Origin of the sequence: Streptomyces sp. NBC_00448 (assembly GCF_036014115.1) — a bacterium.
GTDB lineage: Bacteria > Actinomycetota > Actinomycetes > Streptomycetales > Streptomycetaceae > Actinacidiphila.
In genome coordinates this window covers 9,300,792-9,316,554 of sequence record NZ_CP107913.1, presented here as the reverse complement: position 1 = coordinate 9,316,554, position 15,763 = coordinate 9,300,792, and the positions used below count along the sequence as shown (strand labels likewise).

Here is a 15,763-nt window from a genome sequence, read left to right as displayed (position 1 = left end):
GTACCCGGGCGATGAGCCGGTGCGAGGCCAGGAACCGAAGCGACGCGGCGCACGTCTCTCGCACCATGACTTCAGACGAGCAGCAGGTGGACGCGCCCTCCCCCGGCCTCCCCTCGCCCGCCGCCGCGCCTGTGGACGCGTCGGAGGTGAACCCCTACGACGTCTTCGCCGAGGGGTACACGGCCGCGAACGAAGCCGGTCTCATCAATGCCTACTACCAGCGGCCCGCGATGCTGGCCCTCGCCGGAGAGGTGTCCGGCCACCGGATTCTCGATGTCGGCTGCGGCTCCGGACCCCTGTTCGCCGCGCTGCGCGACCGCGGCGCCGTCGTGAGCGGTTTCGACGCGAGCACCGGGATGGTGGAGCTGGCCCGGCAGCGGCTCGGCGACGACGCGGACCTGCAGGTGGCCGACCTGGGCAGCCCGCTGCCCTACGCCGACGACACGTTCGACGACGTCGTGGCCGCCCTGGTGCTGCACTATCTGAAGGACTGGGGTCCGGCGCTGGCCGAGCTGCGGCGCGTGCTCAAGCCCGGCGGCCGGCTGATCACGGCCGTGGAGCACCCTTTCGCCATCAACCTGATGCACCGCGAGGCGGGCCGCAAGGACGAGTACGGGTACTTCGACACCACCAACTGGGTCGAGGAGTGGACCTTCGGCGAGCAGAGCGCCCCGGTGAGCCGCTGGCACCGGCCGCTGCACGCGATGACCGACGCCTTCACGGCGGCCGGCTTCCGGATCACGGTCATCAGCGAGCCGGCGCCCGATCCGGCCGCCCGCGACGTGTTCCCCGACGAAGTCGCCGCCCGCTCCCGCTTCCTGTGCTTTCTGTTCTTCGTCCTGCAGGCCGACTGAGACGCCATCCCGATACCTGGCAGCGGAACGGCCGGTACGCGGCCCGCGGCTCTTCGCGCAGCCGCAACCGTGGTGGCTCGCCTGGATACCGGCCTGAGGCCTCCCGGGACGTGATGCGAGCCGTACCCGGCACCGGAGTTACCGCACCCGGACGGGCGCGCGAAGGCGCCCGTCCGGGAGGCGTCAGAGCCGGCGGAAGTAGACCGCGAGCGGAAACGGTGTGCACCCGAGCGCCTCGTAGAGCGCCCGGGCCGGTGCGTGGAACGCGTCTCCTCCGGTGCCGATCTCGACGACATCAGCACCGAGGGCCCGCATCTGCCCGAAGGCGTGTTCGCACAGGGCGGTGCCCACGCGGTGTCGCCGGTGCCGGGCCGAGACGGCGAGGATCGTGACGTCGCCCTTCTTGCGGGGCGAGTCGACGCTCCACGCCACGTACCCCGCGAGGGCGTCCTCGTCTTCGGCGATGGCGACGTACATGTGCCGTTCGGGCGCGTGGAGTTCGGCCACCTGTTCGCGGTAGTCCTCACGCCAGTTCCCGTGCTGGACGGCGAAGACCGTCTCCCCCACCGACGGGCGGAAGGACTCTTCGTAGAACGGCCGGAACGTCGCGATGGTCAGTGCGGTGAGTGGTGCCAGGTCGTGCGGGGTGAACGCACGGATGCGCATGGGAGTGTGCCTTTCGGACTGAGGGCGTGGTGCGGCGTGGCGACCGAGCGAGACAACGGCATCGGCCCACTCCCGGCCACGACATCGGCGTCGGGCCGGGCCCTCAGCGACGCGTACGCCACGTGGCGAAACACTCCATGGCCCGCAGCATAGCGACGAGCCGCATGTCGGTACGCCGACCCGCGAACTCCCGTCAGCCGGGCGGCGACAGCCGTAGGTCGAGACGGCGGGACCTGGGCGCCCGCTAGGCTGCGGTCTTACCCGCCGGACCGTTTCGGAGGAGCCGTGGACATCGCATCCGCCCAGCAGCTCGCCTGGGAGAACAAGCTCGCCAAGGGCTTCAACGTCGAGGATGTGGACCTGGAGTTCGGGCTGCTCACCGCCGAGGTGGGCGAGGCGTTCACCGCGTGGCGCAAGGGGCATGCCGACTTCGGGGAGGAGTTGGCCGACGTCTTCCTCTATCTGACCGCCCTGGCGCAGATGAACGGGCTGGACCTCGACGCCGAGGTCGCCCGGAAGATCGAGAAGAACAAGCGGCGCACGTACGAGCGCAACGCGCACGGAGCGCTGGTCAGGACGAGCGACGGCTGAACGCGGTTCGCACCGCACGCCGAGGGGGTTCGCCCGAACCCGGGCCGGGCCCGGCCGGTCCGGCGGCGTACCGGGCCTAGACGTCGAACGGGCCGATCGGGCCGAGCGCCAGGCGGACCGTGATCCGCTTGCCGACCGGTTCGCGGAGGACCTCGAAGCCGTCGCAGAGCGCGAAGACGATCTCCAGGCCGTGCTGGCCGATCCGGCCGGGCTCGGCGGCGCGGGCGAGCGGGAGCGTCGCGTCGGTGTCCCAGGTGGTGATCTCCAGCACCGGGCCGCGGATCTCCAGGTTGAGCACGCAGGGCCCGGGGGCGTACTTCACCGCGTTGGTGACCAGCTCGCTCACCACGAGCTGGGCGTCGGCGTGCGCCTGGGCCGGTACGGGCAGGCCGTGCCGGTCACGGGCGCGGTCGAGGAAGGCCGCGGCCATGGCGCGGGCGACCGCGATCGAGCCGGTGTCGCCGTCGTACGCCGCGCCGGCCCACAGGTCGGGCGTCGCCGCCGGGGCCCGGCCTTGCTCGGCCGTCGTGCTGTCGTTCATCCCCGCGCCCCTTGTCCGTTCCCCGTACGTTCGTCGTACGCGACGCGAGCCGTATACCCCGTCCCGCACGGGTCAATACCCCCCGCGGCACACTCCTTTCGCATACTCCCGGGGCACGCGCCGGCGCACTCGCCGTCGAGGCGGGGCGGGCCGTGTGCGGGGGCGATGCGGGGGCAAGCGACTCCCGAGAGTGCACATGACAGAACGTGGCGGAACGTGACATGCGGAGGTTGTCGTGGAGATCTCGGGGATCATCAGTGCCATCGTGATCGGCATCATCATCGGCGTGCTGGGGCGGCTGGTCGTGCCGGGCCGCCAGCACATCGGGGTGGTGTGGACGATCCTGATCGGCATCGTGGCCGCGTTCGTCGGCGCCGCGATCGCCAGTTGGGTGGGCGTGGCCCATACCCACGGCGTGGACTGGATCGAGTGGCTGATCCAGATCGGGCTGGCGGCCGTGGGCATCTCCGCCCTGGACCGGCGCGGCTACAGCCACCGGTAACGGCCGGTGCCGGCGCAGCACGCGCCGCCCCGCCCTGGCGCGGAGCGGCGTGTCGCCGTGTGCGGAGGCGGTGCGGCCGGCCGGTACGGGTTCGGGCGACGGGCAGCGGTACGGGTCCGGGCAGCGGCCGGCGGGCAGCGGGCGGCGGTACGGCCGGCGCCGCCGAAACGGCGGCGCCGCAACCGGGTCACCGCGCTACCGCGCCAGGAACGCCGCCACCGTCTTCCCCCCGCCGTTGCGCGGCTGGATCGCCAGGCCGTCGGCGAGCTTGTGCACCATGGACCAGCCGAAGCCGCCGGTGCGCCCGGTCCAGTCCGGACGGCGCAGCCGGGGCAGCGACGGGCTGGCGTCGTCGACGGCGACGTGCAGGCGCTCCGGGGTACTGCTGAACCGGACCTCGAGCGCCCCTCCCGCGTGTCGGATCGCGTTCGTCACGAGTTCGGAGACCATGAGCAGCAGGTTCTCGGCGACGGCGGCCCCCACCCGGGGGGACAGTCCGTCGAGGAACGCTCTCGCCGCGCTTCTGGCCTCGGCGGCGGCTCCCGGCCGACACACCAGATCCACCCGGTCGGTACCCGTTCCGCGGGCTTGCACGTCCTCCACGGCCTTCACCCCATGACCACTCGTCCACTGCCCCGCATGAGCGGCTGCAACGCTCTCCTACCCGGGACGCCCGGGAATCTGCGCGGATCGGCGCAGATGGATGCACGGAAGACGGACAGGAACGCTCTCAAGGACCGGTGCGGCCGGTACGACCGGTGCGCCACGCCACGACGGAGGGGAACGCAGGGATGACGGACACGGAGGAGGACGGCCATGGCCAGGACGGTGCGCACGCCGGCGGGTACGACGACGCCCGGCCGCACGACGAAGCCCGCGCGCACGGCGACCGCCCGCGTGAGCGCAGGCCGCTCGGCCTGGGGGCTGTACCGCGAGACCCGTCGCCCGGGAGCCCCGGGGCCGGCCCGGCGGCTGGTCGCGACGCCGCGGATGGTCGCCGCGGTGCTCGGCCGCCGCTACCCGGGGCTGTCCCGGCGCCGGCTGGCGGCGTTCTCGCTGCTCGCCGCGCTGTACGTGCTCTCACCGATCGACGCGATTCCGGACGTGATTCCGGTGCTGGGCTGGACGGATGACTCGGCGGTGGTTCTTTGGTTCGTCACGGGCCTCGTCCGCGAGTCGGGCCGCTATGTCGAGTGGGAGAGGCAACACCGACAGTAAGGTCTCGGAAATGCACAAATGGAGTGGCCACCCCTTTCCGCTCGGCGCCACCTTCGACGGCACCGGCACCAATTTCGCGCTTTTCTCCGAGGTCGCCGAGAAGGTCGAGCTGTGTCTGCTCGACGACTCGCGCAAGGAGACGCGGGTGACCCTGACCGAGGTCGACGGTGTCATCCGGCACGCCTACCTGCCCGGCGTCGGCCCCGGGCAGCGCTACGGCTTCCGGGTGCACGGCCCGTACGACCCCGCGCGCGGGCACCGCTGCAACCCCGCCAAGCTGCTGCTCGACCCGTACGCCAAGGCGGTCGAGGGCCAGGCCGACGGCCACCCCTCGCTGCTCGGCTACCGCGACGGCGACCCGGACACGCCCGACACCGCCGACAGCCTGCCGCACGCGATGCTGTCGGTGGTCGCCGACCCGTACTTCGACTGGGGCGACGACCGGCTGCCGAAGCGGCCGTACCACGAGTCGGTGATGTACGAGGCGCACGTGCGCGGGCTGACCATGACCCACCCGGGCCTGCCCGCGGAGATCCGCGGCACCTACGCGGGCCTGGGCCACCCCGCGGTGATCGAGCACCTGACGAAGCTGGGCGTCACCGCGGTGGAACTGATGCCGGTGCACCAGTACGTGCAGGACGGCCATCTTCTCGGCCGCGGCCTGACCAACTACTGGGGCTACAACACCATCGGCTTCTTCGCCCCGCACAACGGCTACTCCTCCGCGGGCGGTTGCGGCGGGCAGGTCACCGAGTTCAAGTCGATGGTCAAGGCGCTGCACGCGGCCGGGATCGAGGTGATCCTCGACGTGGTCTACAACCACACCGCCGAGGGCAACCACCTGGGCCCGACCCTCTCCTTCCGCGGAATCGACAACGCGTCGTACTACCGGCTGGTGGACGACGAGCCGGCGTCGTACTTCGACACCACCGGCACCGGCAACAGCCTGCTGATGCGCAGCCCGCACGTGCTCCAGCTGATCATGGACAGCCTGCGCTACTGGGTGACCGAGATGCACGTCGACGGGTTCCGGTTCGACCTGGCGGCCACGCTGGCCCGGCAGTTCCACGAGGTGGACCGGCTCTCCGCGTTCTTCGACCTGGTGCAGCAGGACCCGGTGGTGTCGCGGGTCAAGCTGATCGCCGAGCCGTGGGACGTCGGCGACGGCGGCTACCAGGTCGGCAACTTCCCGCCGCTGTGGAGCGAGTGGAACGGCCGCTACCGGGACACGGTGCGCGACTTCTGGCGGGCCCGGGACGGCGTGCTGCCGGAGTTCGCCTCCCGGCTGACCGGCTCCTCCGACCTGTACGCGGGCGAGCACCGCAGGCCGCGCGCCGGGGTGGACTTCGTGACGGCGCACGACGGTTTCACGCTGCGCGACCTGGTGTCGTACAACGACAAGCACAACGACGCCAACGGCGAGGGCAACCAGGACGGCGAGAGCCACAACCGGTCCTGGAACTGCGGCGCCGAGGGCGACACCGACGACCGCGGCGTGCTGACGCTGCGGGCCCGGCAGCAGCGCAACCTGCTGACCACGCTGCTGGTCTCGCAGGGCGTGCCGATGCTGCTGCACGGCGACGAGATGGGCCGCACCCAGCGCGGCAACAACAACGCCTACTGCCAGGACAACGAACTGTCCTGGACCGACTGGGAGTTGGATGCCGAGCAGCGCGATCTGCTGGACTTCACCCGGCGGTTGATCGCGCTGCGCCGAGGTCACCCGATCTTCCGCCGGCGCCGGTTCTTCCGTGGCGGCGTCGGCGGGGACGGCGGCCCCGGGGACCTGACCTGGCTGCGCCCGGACGGCCGGGAGATGGCGGACCGCGACTGGGCGCGGCGGGACGCGCACGCGATCGCGGTGCACCTCAACGGCGACGCCATCTCCGAACCGGACGCGCACGGGCAGGCGATCACCGACGACTCGTTCCTGCTGCTGTTCAACGCGCACTGGGAGCACGTGGGGTTCCGGCTGCCGCCGGGCGAGTTCGGGCACGGCTGGAGCGTGGTGGTGGACACCGCGGAGCGCTCCGCGGGCGACGCCGACCCCGCGGTGCGGTTCGCGGCCGGGGACACCCTCAAGGTCGAGGCGCGCGCGGCGGTCGTGCTGATGCGGGTGCCGGACCGGACCGGCTGACCGGCTCGGCCCGGTCGGGTCTGGTCCGGTCGGGTCCGGTCGCGTCTCATCCGGTCTGGTCCGGGCGCGGCTGACGCGCTACGGGCACGAGGACGGAGTGCGGGCGCGATGACGCACTGCGGGCGCGGGACCGGCTTACGGTCCCGCGCCCGTGCCGCTCGGCGACCGCCGCCCGTGTGGGCCTCGCGCCCGCGGGCGGCCGGGGGCTCAGAACGCCCCGAGCGCCAGCAGCACTCCGCAGACGGCCAGGGCGACGCCGGCCAGCACGTTGAGCGCGGTGGTGCCGCGCCGCGGGCCGACGCCGCCCGCGGCGGCCTCCCGGGCGGCGACCCGGCTGTGCGGGTACTGCCCGCGGGCGAACCGCCGGCTGAAGACCACGAAGAAGACGCCCCACAGGGCGAGCAGCACACCGAACCCGGTCCGCATACGGTCCTCCAACCGCCGTCCACCGCTTCTCCCGGTCGCCTTGCCCCGACCGCCACCGGCAAACGGCCGCGGTCTCCCCCGCCGCCGTCGCTGTCACCGTCACCGTCACCGTCGCGAACGGGCCGGAGGAGCCGCCGGGCGCACCCGGGAAGATGTATCCGCCCGGTACCGGGCAGCGCCCGAACCGGGCGCCGGAGCCGCGACTTTGGGTGCTTTTCGACGCGACTTCGGGCACCGCCCCTCCGCGACCTGCACCGACTGTTCATTCGAACAGGCCGAACCGGACCGTTTGTTGTCCGTTGTGGGCCATGGACGGGCAAAGGCCCAGCGGTATAAATTTTCTACGGGCGATACCGGGCAGGCCGTGCCCGGACCGGAGCGAGAAGCGAGGTGGGCATGAGAGCCGAGGAGCGTCAGCACCGCATCCTGACCCTGGCCCGCCACCACGGCCAGGTCGAGGTCACCGCGGTCGCCTCCGACCTCGCGGTCGCCCCGGAGACGATCCGGCGCGACCTGGGCGTCCTGGAGCGCCGCGGCCTGGTGCGCCGCACCTACGGCGGCGCGTATCCGGTCGAGGGCGCGGGGTTCGAGACCGCGCTCGCCGAGCGGGTGAACCTGCACGTCGCCGACAAGCGCAGGATCGCCGCCGAGGGGGTCAAGCTGCTCGGCGAGGCGGAGACGGTGTTCGTGGACGAGGGCTACACACCGCAGTTGCTCGCCTCGCTGCTGCCGCGCGACCGTCCGTTGACGGTGGTCACCGCGTCGCTGTCCACCGCGGCGGCGGTCGCGGAGTCCGCGGACACCACGGTGCTGCTGCTCGGCGGCCGGGTCCGGGCCAGGACCCTGGCGACCGTCGGCTCGTGGGCCTGCGCCATGCTCTCCGGTTTCGTCATCGACCTGGCGTTCGTCGGCTCCAACGGCATCTCCCGTGAACTGGGCCTGACCACACCCGATCCGGTCGTCGCCGACGTCAAGGCCAAGGCGCTGGAGGTCTCGCGCCGGCGGGTGTTCGTGGGCCACCACAGCAAGTTCGGCGCGAGCAGCTTCTGCCGCTTCGCCGAAGTCGCCGACTTCGAGGCGATCGTGACCGACACCGGCCTGTCCAGCACCGAGGCGCACCGCTACACCCTGCTCGGCCCGCGCGTCTTCCGGGCCTGACCCGCGGCGCCGTCCGCCCGCTGCCCCTGACCCGACCAGCCGCCACCGACCCCGCCGTTCCGCCGTCCGCCCCGTTCCACCGCCCGTCCCCGTTCCGCTCGCCGTTCCCCCGCCCCCCACCACCCGTCCTCCCCCGCGCCGCCCTCCCCGCGCCGCCTTTCCCCACCGCTCCCCCACCCCACCCCCACCGATTCGACTTCGGCCCAACCCCCCGGTTCCACCAGCCCGTTCCGGCATGCCGCCATCGGCCCGCCGGATGCTCCCACACACCCCGACTCCAGTCATGAAAGGGACGAATCATGACATCCTCCACCGGCTCGACCGGCGCCGCCCGCAGACTGCGCCGCCGTACCCTGCCCCCGCTGGCTCTGGCGGTGTCGGGCATGCTGCTCGCGGCCGCCTGTTCGGGAGCGGGCGGGGCCGGCGGCGGCTCCGGCTCGCACTCCATCAACGTCCTGATGGTCAACAACCCGCAGATGGTCGACCTGCAGAAGCTGACCGCCGCGAACTTCACCAAGTCCACCGGGATCAAGGTGAACTTCACGGTGCTGCCCGAGGACGACGTCCGCGACAAGATCACCCAGGACTTCTCCAGCCAGGCCGGGCAGTACGACGTCGGCACCATCAGCAACTACGAAGCGCCGATCTTCGCCAAGAACAACTGGCTCTCCCCGCTGACGTCCGAGGCGAAGGCCGACACCGCCTTCGACCAGAGCGACATCCTGCCCGCGATGCAGCAGTCCCTGACCTACCAGGGCCAGTTGTACGCCGAGCCGTTCTACGGCGAGTCGTCGTTCCTGATGTACCGCAAGGACGTCTTCGCCGCGAAGCACCTGACCATGCCGGCCAACCCGACCTGGACCCAGGTCGCCGACCTCGCGGCGAAGGCCGACGGCGCGCAGAAGGGCATGAAGGGCATCTGCCTGCGCGGCCAGCCCGGTTGGGGCGAGATGATCGCGCCGCTGACCACCGTGGTGAACACCATGGGCGGCACCTGGTTCGACAAGGACTGGAAGGCGCAGGTGGACAGCCCTGCCTTCACCAAGGCGACGCAGTTCTACGTGGACCTGGTGCGCAAGCACGGCGAGGCCGGCGCCGCGCAGTCCGGGTTCACCGAGTGCCTCAACGACCTGGAGCAGAGCAAGGTCGCCATGTGGTACGACGCCACCTCCGCGGCCGGCTCGCTGGAGGGTTCCGGCTCGCCCGTCGCCGGGAAGATCGGCTACGTGCCCGCGCCGGTGGAGCAGACCAAGAACTCCGGCTGGCTGTACACCTGGGCCTGGGGCGTGCAGAAGGCGAGCAAGCACCAGTCCGACGCGTGGAAGTTCATCTCCTGGGCGTCCGGCAAGGGCTACGAAAACCTGGTCGGCAAGCAGTTGGGCTGGTCCCGGGTGCCGGCCGGCAAGCGCGCCTCGACGTACACCAACCCCGACTACGTCAAGGCGTCCAGCGCCTTCGCCACGCCGACGCTGAACGCGCTGAAGGCCGTCGACCCGGCCAACCCGGGGGTGCAGCCGCGGCCCGCGCCCGGCATCCAGTTCGTCGGGATTCCGGAGTTCACCGACCTGGGCACCCAGGTCTCCCAGCAGCTCTCCTCGGCCATCGCCGGCCGCACCAGCGTGGACAGCGCGCTGAAGGCCAGTCAGAAGCTCGCCGAGAAGGTCGCCGGCAAGTACGCCGGCAAGTGAGCGGGAATCCGACACGATGAGTACTCCGTCGATCATCCGCCACCGCCACGCGCCGCCGGTCGTCTCCCGGTCCGCCGCGGGCCGGGCACCGCGCCGGCCGCGCGGTGCCTGGGCCCGGCGGGCGCCGCTGCTGCCCGCGCTGGTCTTCATGATCGTGGTCACCCAACTGCCCTTCGTCGGCACCCTGGTGATCTCGTTCATGCGCTGGAACGCCCTGGACCCGAGCGACAAGGGCTTCACCGGCCTCGACAACTACAAGGAGGAGTTCACCGACCCGCAGCTGCGCTCGGCGCTGACCACCACGGTCGTGCTGACCGTCACGGTGGTGCTGGTCAGCCTGGTGCTGGGGCTGGGCCTCGCGCTGCTGATGGACCGGAAGTTCCCCGGCCGGGGCGCGGTGCGCACCCTGCTGATCACGCCGTTCCTGGTGGTGCCGGTCGCCTCCGCGCTGCTGTGGAAGCACGCGCTGTACAACGCCACCTACGGCTTCATCAACGGCTCGCTCACCTGGATCTGGAGCCTGTTCGGCAGCGACTCCGCGCCGCAGCCCGACTGGCTGTCGACGTCGCCGAAGCTCGCCGTCGAGGCGTCGCTGATCTGGCAGTGGACCCCGTTCATGATGCTGATCCTGCTGGCCGGCCTGCAGTCCCGCCCCACCGACGTGGTCGAGGCGGCCCGGGTGGACGGCGCCGGCAGCTGGGACATCTTCCGCTACCTGACCTTCCCGCACCTGCGCCGCTACCTGGAGCTGGCCGCGCTGCTCGGCACCGTCTACGTGGTGCAGAACTTCGACGCCGTCTTCACCCTCACCTCCGGCGGCCTGGGCACCGCCAACCTCCCCTACGCCGTCTACAGCACCTTCTACGAGGCCCATGACTACGGGCAGGCGTCCGCCGAGGGCGTGATCGTGGTGATCCTGTCGATCGTCGTGGCGACCTTCGCGCTGCGCTCGGTCTCGTCGCTGCTCAGGGAGGAGACCCACTGATGGCCGCCACCACCCTCGACGCCCGGGCCGCCGCGCCCGTCGCCGGCATCGCGCCGCGCGAGCGGAAGGAACGGCGCTCCCGCCGGCTGCTGGCACTGGGCGCCTGGATCTGCGGGATCGTCTTCTTCCTGCCGTTCGCGTGGATGGTGCTCACCTCCTTCCACAGCGAGCAGGACGCCGGCACCAACCCGCCGAAGATCGACGCCCCGCTCACCCTGCACGGCTACCGCGAGTTCTTCGGCTCCGGCACCGGGGTCAGCCCGTGGCCGCCGCTGATCAACTCCCTCACCGCCAGCGTCGTCTCGACCCTGCTGGTGCTGGTGCTGGCCACCCCGGCGGCGTACGCGCTGTCCATCAAGCCGGTGCGCAAGTGGACCGACGCGATGTTCTTCTTCCTGTCCACCAAGATGCTCCCCGTCGTCGCCGGGCTGCTGCCGGTCTACCTGATCGCGAAGAACATCGGCATGCTCGACAACATCTGGCTGCTGGTCATCCTCTACACCTCGATGAACCTGCCGATCGCGGTGTGGATGATGCGGTCCTTCCTCGCCGACGTGCCCGTCGCGATCATCGAGGCCGCGTCCATCGACGGCGCCGGGCTGCCCACCATCCTGACCAGGATCGTCGCGCCGATCGTGGCGCCAGGCATCGCGGCGACCGCGCTGATCTCGTTCATCTTCAGCTGGAACGAGCTGCTCTTCGCGCGGGTCCTCACCGGCGTCACCGCGGGCACCGCGCCCGTCTTCCTGACCAGCTTCGTCACCAGCCAGGGCCTGTTCCTGGCGAAGGTGTGCGCCGCCGCCGTCTGTATCTCCCTGCCGGTACTCGCCGCCGGGTTCGCCGCCCAGGACAAGCTCGTCCAGGGCCTCTCTCTTGGAGCCGTCAAGTGAAAGCAGCCGTCATCAGCTCTCCCGGCCAGGTCGGCATCGAGACCGTGGAGGACCCGGCGCCCGGGCCGTCCGAGGTCGTCGTCCAGGTCGCGGCCTGCGGCCTGTGCGGAACCGATCTGCACATCCTGCAGGGGGAGTTCGCGCCGACGCTGCCGATCGTGCCGGGCCACGAGTTCGCCGGCGAGGTCGTCGCGGTCGGCGCCGGGGTGCGCGACCTGCGCACCGGCGACCGGGTCGCGGTGGACCCGTCGCTGTACTGCCACGAGTGCCACTACTGCCGGATCGGCCGCAACAACCTGTGCGAGCGGTGGAACGCCATCGGTGTCACCAAGCCCGGCGGCGCCGCGGAGTTCGCGGTCGCCCCGGCCGCGAACTGCGTCAAGCTCCCCGAGCACATAGCCACCCGCGACGCCGCGCTGATCGAGCCGCTGTCCTGCGCGGTGCGCGGCTACGACATCCTGCGCTCCCAGCTCGCCACCCACGTCCTCATCTACGGCTCGGGCACGATGGGCCTGATGATGATGGAGCTGGCCAAGCGCACCGGCGCGGCGAGCGTGGACATGGTCGACGTCAACGAGGAGCGTCTGGGCACCGCCCGGCGGCTCGGCTGCTCCGCGACCGCCACCAGCGCCGACGAGCTCGACCAGCCGCGCGGCTGGGACGTGGTCATCGACGCCACCGGCAACGCGGGCGCCATCCAGGACGCCCTCGGCCGGGTCGGCAAGGGCGGCACCTTCCTCCAGTTCGGCGTCGCCGACTACGCCGCCCGCGCCACCATCGAGCCGTACAAGATCTACAACCAGGAGATCACCATCACCGGTTCCATGGCGGTGCTGCACAGCTACGAGCGGGCCGCGGAACTGTTCGCCGGCGGGGTGCTCGACCCCGAGGTGTTCATCAGCGACCGCCTGCCGCTGGTGGACTACGCGGCGGCCCTGCAGCGCTTCCAGGCGGGCGTGGGCCGCAAGATCCAGGTCCTGCCGTAGGTCATGTCCGCGTAGGGCGTGTCCGCGTAGGGCGTGTCCGCAGCGCCGTCGCCGTCCGTGTCCCCGCATCCCCGTGTCGCCGTATGCCCGCATCCCCGTACGCCCGCGTCGCCAGGACGTCGTCGGAAGAGGAACGCCCATGACCGTGCCCCTGCCCGGGCCGCCACCCGTACCGCCGCCACCGCCGCTGCCGCCTCCCCCGGTGCCGGCGCTGGTGATCGGTGAGGCGCTGACCGACGTCCTCACCGGTGCGGGCGGGGAGCGGCGGGAGCATCCCGGCGGCAGTCCGGCGAACGTCGCGCTCGGGCTGGGCCGGCTCGGCCACCCGGTGCGGCTCGCCACCCGGATCGGGCGCGACCGCACCGGGACGGTGCTGCGGGAGTGGCTGGAGCGCGGGGGCATCGAGCTGCTGCCCGGGTCCGTCGGCGACGCCCCGACGTCGACGGCCACCGCCCGGCTGCGCGCGGACGGCACCGTCGGCTACGCGTTCGACCTGGTCTGGGACCTCGCGCCGGCGACGGTCGCGGCGCTGCGCTCGGGTCCGCCCTCCCACCTGCACATCGGCTCGATCGCGGCCGCGCTGCCGCCGGGCGCCGACCTGGTGCTGGCGGCCGCCGAGCGGTCCCGGACGCGGGCCACCGTCTCCTACGACCCCAATATCCGCCCGGCGCTGCTGGGCGACCGCGCCCGCGAGCGCGCCCGGGTGGAGCACCTGGTCGAGGTGAGCGACGTGGTGAAGGCCAGCGACGAGGACCTCGGCTGGCTCTACCCGGACCAGGACCCCGACACCGCGGCCGCCGGCTGGGCCCGGCGCGGCCCCGCCCTGGTGGTGCTCACCCGCGGCGCCCGCGGCGCCCGCGCCTGGTGGCGGCACGGTCACCTCGACGTCCCGGCGCCGCCGATCCGCGTGATGGACACCGTCGGCGCGGGTGACTCGTTCATGTCCGCGCTGGTCAGCGGCCTGCTGCGGCGGGACCTGCTCGGCGCCGGCGGCCCGTCCGCGACCGCCGCGACCCGCGCCCGGCTGCACGACGCCACCAGCACCGGCACCCTGACGCCCGAGGTGGCCGGGGCGCTGCGGTACGCGGTACGGGCCGCCGGCATCACCTGCTCCCGGCCCGGGGCCGCCCCGCCGACCTACGAGGAACTGGACCGCCCGCCCGCCTGACCGGCCCCGCTTCTCCCCGGAGCATCGGGCAACGGCGTCCCGCTCACCCGAAGTGGACCACGATCCGGCCCTGGTTGGACGAGTCGGTCTCGAAACTCCGGTACAGCCGCTTCAGATGGGGCTGCCGCAGTGTCGCCAGCACCCGGGACCTGAGCTTTCCCGAGCCCTTGCCCGCGATGATCTCCACCCGGTCCGCCTTCGTGGCCGCGGCCCGGAAGATGATCTCCCGTACCGCCCGGTCGATGTCGCGGTCGCTCCGGAACAGCGGATGCAGGTCGAGTGTGAGCGTCATCGGTGCCTGTGCCTTCCCTGCGGGCGGCACCGCTCGGTACGGCGCGGCCATGAGCACCGTACCCCCGGCCGGGAAACGTGCGGTACTCCCGGCCGGGAAACCCCGTGGCGGACCGGGGACGGCTGCGGCTACGGTCGCGCGGTGACCACTCGTACGTTCCGTATCACCGTCCGCGGTGTCTTCGACGGGCTCAGCGCCGAGCAGCGCGCGGAGTTGCTGGCGCAGGCACCCGAGCACGACGTCCTGCGCGCGGCCTTCACCCCCGAGGGGCACCTCAGCTACGACCTCACGGCGCGCTCCGCGTTCACCTTCCGGTTCGCGGATACCGGGGAGGCCGAGGAGGACATCGTGGCGGCGACCGCCCGTGCGGACGCCGCCGCGCGCGCCTGGCTCGACGAGCGCGGCTACGGCTTCGCGAAGCTGCGCGCCCAGGCCGAGGACCTCTCCCAGGCGCCCCTGGGCAAGCGGCAGCGGCGTGAGGCGGCCAGGAAGCCGGCGTAGGCCCTCCCGGCGGGTCAGGCGCGGGTCCGGCCGCGGACGGGCCTCGGGTCAGGCGCGGCCACGGGTCCGTCGGGTCAGGGGCCGGGTCCGGGTCCGGCGGGCGCGGGTAGGCGGTGGCGCTGCGGTCACCGTCGGCCACGGCCCGTCACGGCGCCGGGTAGATGTCCCCCGCGGCCATCATGCTCTCCTGCTCGCAGTCGAACTCCATCTGCTTGACCCGCTGTTGGAGCCGCCTGCGCTCCTTCGGGTCGCCGCTGCGCTCCGCGTCCGTCTCCAGCGCGAACGCCTCCTCGCGCATTTCCCTGACGTGCCGCTCGTTGGCCGGGCCGTTCTCGTTCATGTCGCGCCTCGCTCCGTGCGCCGAGAGCCGATACCTCCAGCCAAACAGCCCTCCCGCCCGGCCGCCACCGGGAGCGGTCCCGGCCCGGCCCCCGGCCATGGCCCGGGCCCCCGCGCTGCTCGCGACATGCGCCGGGCGGATGCCGCCCACTACGTTCGTCCCGTACGAGCGCATCCGCTCCGACCGACAGGGAGACCATGTCCGGCACCGACGACTTCAACGCCCACACGATCGCCGAGTTCCGCGCCAACGACGGCCAGGTCGGCGGGAACTTCGCCGGCGTGCCCCTGCTGCTTCTGCACACCGTCGGCGCGCGCAGCGGGCAGCCCAGGGTCAACCCGATGACGTACCTGGCCGACGGCGAGCGCTACCTCGTCTTCGCCTCCAAGGCCGGCGCGGACCGCCATCCCGACTGGTACTGGAACCTCCGCGCCCGGCCGCACGCCCGGATCGAGGTCGGCGACCAGGTGCTCGACGTGGAGGTCAAGGAACTGGCCGGGGCCGAGCGCGACGAGCAGTACCGCCGCCAGGCCGATCGCAACCCGGTCTTCACCGAGTACCAGAACCGCACCACCCGCACGATCCCCGTGATCGCCCTGACCCCGGTCGGCCCCGCGTCCGCGAGCGACGCGGACGGCGCGGAGGGCACCGAAGGCGAGGGCGGGCAGGGCTGACCGTCCGCACCGCCGGGTCGCCGGCCGCGGGCCCTGGTCACGTCACCGCCCGCGGCCGCCGGGGTTGAGCCGGACCGTCCGGATTTCAGAGACGTTTCAATCAGCCGGGGTCCACCGGCCCTCGCACGCGTCTTGACTGCCGCTGT

The 15,763-nt window shown here is 72.2% G+C and carries 19 protein-coding genes; 13 read left to right on the top strand and 6 right to left on the bottom strand.

Going from position 1 to position 15,763, the window contains the following annotated elements:
* Positions 1-65 precede the first annotated feature (65 nt).
* Complete coding sequence (locus tag OG370_RS39985; protein ID WP_328473218.1) at positions 66-854, top strand: class I SAM-dependent methyltransferase; 789 nt, start codon at positions 66-68, stop codon at positions 852-854.
* A gap of 183 nt (positions 855-1,037) precedes the next feature.
* Here OG370_RS39985 and OG370_RS39980 read toward each other — a convergent pair whose 3' ends face one another.
* Positions 1,038-1,520 (bottom strand): GNAT family N-acetyltransferase, encoded by a 483-nt coding sequence (locus OG370_RS39980; protein ID WP_328473216.1) that lies wholly within the window; start codon positions 1,518-1,520, stop codon positions 1,038-1,040.
* Positions 1,521-1,805: 285 nt separating this feature from the next.
* On the opposite strand from OG370_RS39980, the gene OG370_RS39975 reads away from it, so the two are divergent.
* Complete coding sequence (locus tag OG370_RS39975; RefSeq protein ID WP_328473214.1) at positions 1,806-2,111, top strand: MazG-like family protein; 306 nt, start codon at positions 1,806-1,808, stop codon at positions 2,109-2,111.
* Between the two features lie 76 nt (positions 2,112-2,187).
* Here the strand turns inward: OG370_RS39975 and OG370_RS39970 are convergent, their stop codons facing one another.
* Positions 2,188-2,652: an ATP-binding protein gene (locus tag OG370_RS39970; RefSeq protein WP_328473212.1), complete on the bottom strand. Its 465-nt coding sequence runs from the start codon at positions 2,650-2,652 to the stop codon at positions 2,188-2,190.
* Between the two features lie 235 nt (positions 2,653-2,887).
* Here OG370_RS39970 and OG370_RS39965 point away from each other — a divergent pair, with 235 nt between their 5' ends.
* Positions 2,888-3,154 carry a GlsB/YeaQ/YmgE family stress response membrane protein gene (locus tag OG370_RS39965; RefSeq protein ID WP_328473210.1) on the top strand — a complete coding sequence of 89 codons (267 nt, stop codon included), beginning with the start codon at positions 2,888-2,890 and terminating at the stop codon, positions 3,152-3,154.
* A gap of 195 nt (positions 3,155-3,349) precedes the next feature.
* Here OG370_RS39965 and OG370_RS39960 read toward each other — a convergent pair whose 3' ends face one another.
* Positions 3,350-3,757, bottom strand: coding sequence for an ATP-binding protein (locus tag OG370_RS39960; RefSeq protein ID WP_328473208.1), 408 nt, complete (start codon positions 3,755-3,757; stop codon positions 3,350-3,352).
* Between the two features lie 213 nt (positions 3,758-3,970).
* On the opposite strand from OG370_RS39960, the gene OG370_RS39955 reads away from it, so the two are divergent.
* Together OG370_RS39955 and glgX are read left to right on the top strand one after the other, a co-directional pair.
* On the top strand, positions 3,971-4,372 hold the full coding sequence (locus OG370_RS39955; RefSeq protein ID WP_328473206.1) for a YkvA family protein: 402 nt from the start codon (positions 3,971-3,973) through the stop codon (positions 4,370-4,372).
* Between the two features lie 10 nt (positions 4,373-4,382).
* Positions 4,383-6,509: a glycogen debranching protein GlgX gene (gene glgX / locus OG370_RS39950; RefSeq protein ID WP_328473205.1), complete on the top strand. Its 2,127-nt coding sequence runs from the start codon at positions 4,383-4,385 to the stop codon at positions 6,507-6,509.
* A 207-nt stretch (positions 6,510-6,716) separates the two neighbouring features.
* Here the strand turns inward: glgX and OG370_RS39945 are convergent, their stop codons facing one another.
* Entirely contained in the window at positions 6,717-6,935 is a 219-nt protein-coding gene (locus OG370_RS39945; RefSeq protein ID WP_328473203.1) for a hypothetical protein, read from the bottom strand.
* A 396-nt stretch (positions 6,936-7,331) separates the two neighbouring features.
* Here OG370_RS39945 and OG370_RS39940 point away from each other — a divergent pair, with 396 nt between their 5' ends.
* The 6 genes from OG370_RS39940 to OG370_RS39915 all read left to right on the top strand — a co-directional run bounded on the left by OG370_RS39940 (position 7,332) and on the right by OG370_RS39915 (position 13,810).
* Entirely contained in the window at positions 7,332-8,093 is a 762-nt protein-coding gene (locus tag OG370_RS39940; RefSeq protein ID WP_328473201.1) for a DeoR/GlpR family DNA-binding transcription regulator, read from the top strand.
* A gap of 299 nt (positions 8,094-8,392) precedes the next feature.
* Positions 8,393-9,781, top strand: a complete 1,389-nt coding sequence (locus tag OG370_RS39935) for an ABC transporter substrate-binding protein (protein WP_443060827.1) — start codon at positions 8,393-8,395, stop codon at positions 9,779-9,781.
* Between the two features lie 16 nt (positions 9,782-9,797).
* Positions 9,798-10,766 (top strand): carbohydrate ABC transporter permease, encoded by a 969-nt coding sequence (locus tag OG370_RS39930; RefSeq protein WP_328473199.1) that lies wholly within the window; start codon positions 9,798-9,800, stop codon positions 10,764-10,766.
* Positions 10,766-11,656, top strand: coding sequence for a carbohydrate ABC transporter permease (locus OG370_RS39925; protein ID WP_328473197.1), 891 nt, complete (start codon positions 10,766-10,768; stop codon positions 11,654-11,656). The genes OG370_RS39930 and OG370_RS39925 overlap by 1 nt, the downstream gene beginning before the upstream one ends.
* The gene (locus OG370_RS39920; RefSeq protein ID WP_328473195.1) at positions 11,653-12,642 is read left to right on the top strand and encodes a zinc-dependent alcohol dehydrogenase family protein; all 990 of its coding nucleotides are present in this window, start codon (positions 11,653-11,655) and stop codon (positions 12,640-12,642) included. The genes OG370_RS39925 and OG370_RS39920 overlap by 4 nt, the downstream gene beginning before the upstream one ends.
* A gap of 139 nt (positions 12,643-12,781) precedes the next feature.
* Complete coding sequence (locus OG370_RS39915; protein WP_328473193.1) at positions 12,782-13,810, top strand: carbohydrate kinase family protein; 1,029 nt, start codon at positions 12,782-12,784, stop codon at positions 13,808-13,810.
* Positions 13,811-13,853: 43 nt separating this feature from the next.
* On the opposite strand, the gene OG370_RS39910 is transcribed toward OG370_RS39915, so the two are convergent.
* Complete coding sequence (locus tag OG370_RS39910) at positions 13,854-14,102, bottom strand: Smr/MutS family protein (protein ID WP_328473191.1); 249 nt, start codon at positions 14,100-14,102, stop codon at positions 13,854-13,856.
* A 141-nt stretch (positions 14,103-14,243) separates the two neighbouring features.
* Between OG370_RS39910 and OG370_RS39905 the strand changes: the two genes are divergently transcribed.
* Positions 14,244-14,603 (top strand): DUF6204 family protein, encoded by a 360-nt coding sequence (locus tag OG370_RS39905; protein WP_328473189.1) that lies wholly within the window; start codon positions 14,244-14,246, stop codon positions 14,601-14,603.
* Positions 14,604-14,748: 145 nt separating this feature from the next.
* Here the strand turns inward: OG370_RS39905 and OG370_RS39900 are convergent, their stop codons facing one another.
* Positions 14,749-14,943, bottom strand: a complete 195-nt coding sequence (locus tag OG370_RS39900) for a DUF6381 family protein (protein WP_328473187.1) — start codon at positions 14,941-14,943, stop codon at positions 14,749-14,751.
* Between the two features lie 197 nt (positions 14,944-15,140).
* On the opposite strand from OG370_RS39900, the gene OG370_RS39895 reads away from it, so the two are divergent.
* Entirely contained in the window at positions 15,141-15,617 is a 477-nt protein-coding gene (locus OG370_RS39895) for a nitroreductase family deazaflavin-dependent oxidoreductase (protein ID WP_328473185.1), read from the top strand.
* Positions 15,618-15,763 lie beyond the last annotated feature (146 nt).